Below are 5,211 nucleotides of genomic sequence, written 5' to 3'. Positions count from 1 at the left end.
CCCCTAACAATGATTATTATTATTGACTTGGGTGATTTTATTCCTTGGAAGTCCCCTAAATAATCTTGATTTGCAATGTGAAGGGAAATTCGATGTTCTGGTATACCGGGATTAACAACTCGGTCTGGTGCTGGTGGATAAATCTTGCTGCATACCCGTAAATCACAACCTACAAGCTCGACACCAGCATGAATAGATTCCTTCGCTGAAGCCTCAGTTATAAACAGTGTTTTTGGCCTAACAGTTACTTGCCGCATCGCACTTTTTGGTTTTGTCCACTGTCACCGACAATATGAAAGCTACTTAACTCAACACTCATATTCAATATAAGCTTGGCTCATGGCAGCGTTAATAACTCATCAAATATTTTTCAAAGACACTACCATATTTCGTGCTGTATTGACTCTGCTGCTCTGATTTTTTGCTCGCTGTACTGCTCTTAAAGTAAATAGGTTCAGCGAGCATTTTTTGATCATTCTCATTTGCTTCTCTAGATTGGCATGCACTTTGGACACCAAAAGCATCTGTTGGAGGCTACACTGACCAACTGGTTTTGACCAGAGCCATTCCACAGTTCCAGGACAATTCAAGAAGAAAATATCCCAGAACTTTCTTTATCTTTTTTAACTCCCCAGGCGGGATTCGAACCTGCGACCAATCGATTAACAGTCGATCGCTCTACCACTGAGCTACTGAGGAACGCTCTGAATACTTATAATAGTCCTAAGAAAAGGATTTGGCAAGTACTTTTGGAAAATTTTTTTGGATATTTTTTGGAAAACGTGAAACAGTAGTATTTGCAAGCCTTTAGCAGTTTGCACTTTTTGTGAAACAGCAGGAGAAAGGTGAACTACCCACCGCGCTTGTGGGAGTACCGACTTAGCTCAGGTTTGTGTACTCAAACGCGAGTGCCGAATATGAGACTTTCGTCCAAGCCTTGGTCTGACCTCCCCTCCTACAGCACTCATAGGCTGATAGCTTGCGTGGCGTAGCCATACCTTCCGCCAATAGCCAGGGGAGGATGTAAAACAAGGGTGAAGTTATCACAACCGCACTGGCGTTTCGATATTGACCACCAAAGCCTGTAACTCCTTGGCCTTCTCCTCAGGTAAAGCATCATTGGCAAACATCCCTGCTGCGAGTTCCGTTCCCGCCAGATACTTAAGCCTCTCGCTCGTCCGATAGGGAGGATAAAATTCGGCGTGTAAATGGGCTTCTCTATGAGCCTCACCGTCAGTTGGTGCACTAAACCAAGCCATCAGGTAAGGAAACGGGCGATTCCACAATCCGTCATACTTAAGGGTGACCGTTTTTAATGCCCTGGCAAGTCCCTGACGTTGTTTTGCACTCAGATCATAAAAGGTGCCTACTGGCTCAATTGGAGCAATCCAAACCTCATACGGGTAACGAGCGCACACTGGGACGAATGCGATCGCTTCCTCATCCTGATAAATAATCCGTTTGTTGTCAGCAATCTCCTTTTGGATCAAATCTTCCAGCAACCCGCGCCCCTGTTGCTGGTAAAATCGTCGCTGTTGCTCCAACATTCGTGCTGGAACAGGTGGTACAAAAGGATAAGCGTAGATTTGCCCGTGGGGATGGTGCAGAGTTACACCTACCTCCACGCCCTTGTTTTCAAACGGTAGTACGTACTGAATTTGGGGATTTGCTCCGAGTACGCGAGTGCGATCGCCCCACACTTGCAACAGCAACTCTAGGTGATCCAGTTCTAGGGAACCAAGGGAAGCGTTGGGGTCTTGGGTAAAAACCACGACCTCACACGCTCCATTTGAGGGCAAGGTTTCCACGATGCTGGCAGGGGGGTCGTGTGCAGTGACCGTCATCGACGGAAAGCGGTTATCGAATACCGCCACGTCATACTTACCTTGCGGTAGTTCAGTTGGAAACTCTGGGTTGCTGGTGGGTGCGAGGGGGTTATATTCTGGGGGCGGCATGAAAGTCCGCCCTTGACGGTGACTCGCGTAAGCCACCCATTCGCCCCGCAAGGGATGCCAGCGCAAGTGTGGATTTGCCTGTACTGGCTCGTTGCTAGGACTCGTGGCTTGTATTTCGCTGGTAATAGGGTACCGACTGTATAAGGTCAGTTGGCGACCATCCGGCTTTAACAGCTTGTGGGAGTACATAATCCTCCTGAAAGGGTTGCAGCGCGAATCGCCTCGATGGGAAATTTAGGCGTGCGATCGGCGTACAACAACCCGTTTGCTTCTTGAAAGGTATCGGTGAATTGTGTGTAACAAAACCCGCTGAATATCTCAATATTATTGATAGTTTCCAGCAGGGCAGCGTATTTCATTTGTAATTCGGAGATATTCCAACTGCGCTCATATCCCCAAACTTTGTTAGCATCGGGCTTGTTCTCAGGGGCATAGGCGATACCGCCAAACTCGGTCAGCATCACTGGCTGTCCCTGATGTGGATAGTTGTCCAGCGTCAAGATGCGTCCTCCGGGACGCTTACGATCAAATAAATCTGATAGCTTGACGGACGGCCCATAGCGATTGGCCAAGTGCTGCGGATTGGTGTCGTAGTCATGGATAGCGAGAATGTCGGTATCTGTACTTTCCCAGCCATCGTTGCCAATCACTGGGCGAGTTGGATCAAGAGTCTTGGTCAAGTGATACATTGCTAAAACGTAGTTCCTGTGAGCCTGTGTTTCGACCAAATTCGGAACTCCCCAAGATTCATTGAACGGCACCCAGGCCACAATACACGGGTGGTTGATATCCCGCTTGATGACCTCTGTCCACTCTTTGGTCATGCGCTCTACCGCTTTATTTGTGAATCGGTAAGCACTGGGCATCTCCTCCCATACTAACAACCCCAGCACGTCTGCCCAATATAAAAAGCGGGGGTCTTCAATTTTTTGGTGCTTGCGGACTCCGTTAAAGCCCATTGCTTTCGCCAGTTCTACATCGCGCCGCAACGCTTCATCATCTGGTGCAGTCATGAAGCTATCGTGCCAGTAGCCTTGGTCAAGAACCAGCCGCAAATAGTAGGGACGACCGTTGAGCATAAAGCGATCGCGCTGTATACTCACAGTCCGGATTGCGGTGTAAGTTTTCACTTGATCTATGAGTTCGCCTTTATACCACAGTTCTACCTCGGCATCAATCAGCGTCGGTTTTTCCGGACTCCACAGCAATTCGTTGCGGTAGTCGTCGATACCAGGGTCAGAAAGGGCGAGGCGGCGGCTAATTTCCCCATTGAACACTTCATAAGTATCGTTCACCAGCATCCTATCGCCAACGCTCAGTTTCATCTTTATTTGTACGCCCGAGACAGGCACATCACCCGCCAGCGCAGCGTAACAACCAATTTCCCACCGCTCAAAGTCGGGAGTCCACTGGATGTGATCTATATAAGTCGTACCCACACGTTCAACCCAGACTGTCTGCCAAATACCACTGGTGCGAGGATACCAAATACTATGCGGTTCAAGCTGCCAATCTTGCTTTCCTCTAGGCTTGGCGAGGTCATGAGGATCATCCTGCGCCCACACTGTCACTTTCGTTATCCCACTGTCATTCAAGACATGGGTAATATCGAGAGTGAAAGGGGTATGTCCGCCTTCATGCTCAGCTATGTATTGATCGTTCACCCAGACACGGGCGCGATAGTCCACAGCACCGAAGTGTAATAATAATCTGCCCTCGCCTGGTGGCGTTTCAAATTCCCGCTCGTACCAGCAGTTTGGGTGAAATCCTGTATCCCCAATACCACTTTTGGTAGATTCCGGAGCAAAGGGAACTTCTATATGATGTGTCCACTGGTTCAGGTCGCTAGGTTGAACGCATTTGCCCTGGTCATCAAATGCGAACTTCCACAGACCGTTTAAACTTTGCCAATGCGCGCGCTGCAACTGCGGACGCGGGTATGCTGTTTCTTTTAAGGCAAAAGTCGTCCCCATATCGGCATGAGAGGTTAGTTCAACCGCACGATTCTCCAATTCTAATAAGTTCATCGCAATCTCTTCCCAACTCTTCTACTATCTTCTACAAAATGAATTGTCAAAAATTCGCCTTATTCCAAACATTTCGGTGAATATTGCTGGTAATAATACTTAAACTTTGTCACACACCTCCAAACAGACTATTTTTTGGTAATAAATGCTTAACGGTGGAGATTTGCTATGAGCAAACGACCACCATAGCCCCCAAGGCTATTGGTGGTGTCAAATTAGGTATTAATTTCCGGCTCGTGACATTATGGCATACTTGGGGGAAATGTGAGCGCGAGTTTGCTGAAAAAATGAAATAAAATTTTTACTACCTAATATAAGAAACTGCCCCTATATAAACTATTTTAGAGGCGGATTTATTAAGTTTTCAGACTCAATATTTGTTAGAAAACGATGTAGCAGCGATTTTTGATAAGCAATTGCAGCCAAAATAGTCGCAAAGCCTTTTTAATGAGTTAAAATGCGAAAAATTAATAACTATTTTTGTTGAAATTTTACCTGTGCTAATTTCAGGCACTTATTGACAACAGTAGGGTACGTCAAGCAAGTCATCTTATACCAGTTCTATATGAAGATGCAACAAATCAGATCCCCCCAACCCACGCCAGGTGCACCCAAAGGAGGAACCCCAACGCCAGAACAAGCGTGAGGGAAACCCTCATCAAGTACTGGCTCCCTTCGGGTATGCCTGCCTTCGCCTGACGGCTAACACCAGTCGCCTACGGCGGGAGAACGCCTCATGCGCGCTGGATTCACCCCTTCGGGGTTCGGCAGTCGCTCCTGGGGGAAACCCCCAAGACTGCGCTGCCTCACCGCAATGCACTGGCTCCCCTTCCCAAGGGGGGCTAAGAAATTATTTAGCGCAGCTTCATGGAGAAACGGTATTAGCTCACAGTTAGCAATGACACAAGTTTAAGCGTTATAACGCACTATATTCAGGCGGGGCGTTACAGTTTTTTAACGCATCCTACTATGTACTCAGACTACTGCTGAAGTGTTGAAGTTGGCTTTTGATCCAATAAGGACCCATACCTATGCACTCAGGACAAATATCACCAAAGCCATCACCTTCGTCACTGCAGACAATTAATCTCGCTTCGCTCATTTGAAATAGTTGATTACATATTAAACACATTTGGTTATTTTTGAAACTGTTACATTCTATTTGAAATTTCATATTTTTACATCCTGAAGAAATTTTTATTTTGAATATATTAATGAAAAAATATGCG

General features: G+C 46.8%; 4 protein-coding genes and 1 tRNA gene. All 5 read right to left on the bottom strand.

The features are described from left to right. Positions 1-257 (bottom strand): hypothetical protein (locus DP116_RS26790; RefSeq protein WP_169158032.1); only part of this gene is annotated, 257 nt, incomplete at its 3' end. Positions 258-627: 370 nt separating this feature from the next. Then, a tRNA-Asn gene (locus DP116_RS26785) sits at positions 628-699 on the bottom strand. A gap of 344 nt (positions 700-1,043) precedes the next feature. Next, the gene (gene galT / locus DP116_RS26780) at positions 1,044-2,144 is read right to left on the bottom strand and encodes a galactose-1-phosphate uridylyltransferase (protein ID WP_169158031.1); all 1,101 of its coding nucleotides are present in this window, start codon (positions 2,142-2,144) and stop codon (positions 1,044-1,046) included. Beyond that, complete coding sequence (locus tag DP116_RS26775) at positions 2,123-3,982, bottom strand: glycoside hydrolase family 2 protein (protein ID WP_169158030.1); 1,860 nt, start codon at positions 3,980-3,982, stop codon at positions 2,123-2,125. Before DP116_RS26775 ends, galT begins: the two co-directional genes overlap by 22 nt. Positions 3,983-4,949: 967 nt before the next feature. Next, positions 4,950-5,211 (bottom strand): hypothetical protein (locus DP116_RS26765; RefSeq protein WP_246275815.1); only part of this gene is annotated, 262 nt, incomplete at its 5' end.

The organism is Brasilonema bromeliae SPC951 (assembly GCF_012912135.1).
Classification (GTDB): domain Bacteria; phylum Cyanobacteriota; class Cyanobacteriia; order Cyanobacteriales; family Nostocaceae; genus Brasilonema; species Brasilonema bromeliae.
The sequence above is the reverse complement of the archived record's forward strand: the minus strand, read 5'-3'. Positions and strand labels throughout refer to the sequence as shown.

What these genes read in the sequence shown, in the direction of transcription:
- galT (WP_169158031.1), bottom strand. Translation starts at nt 2,144, where the DNA reads ATGTACTCCCACAAGCTGTTAAAGCCGGATGGTCGCCAACTGACCTTA.
- DP116_RS26775 (WP_169158030.1), bottom strand. Translation starts at nt 3,982, where the DNA reads ATGAACTTATTAGAATTGGAGAATCGTGCGGTTGAACTAACCTCTCAT.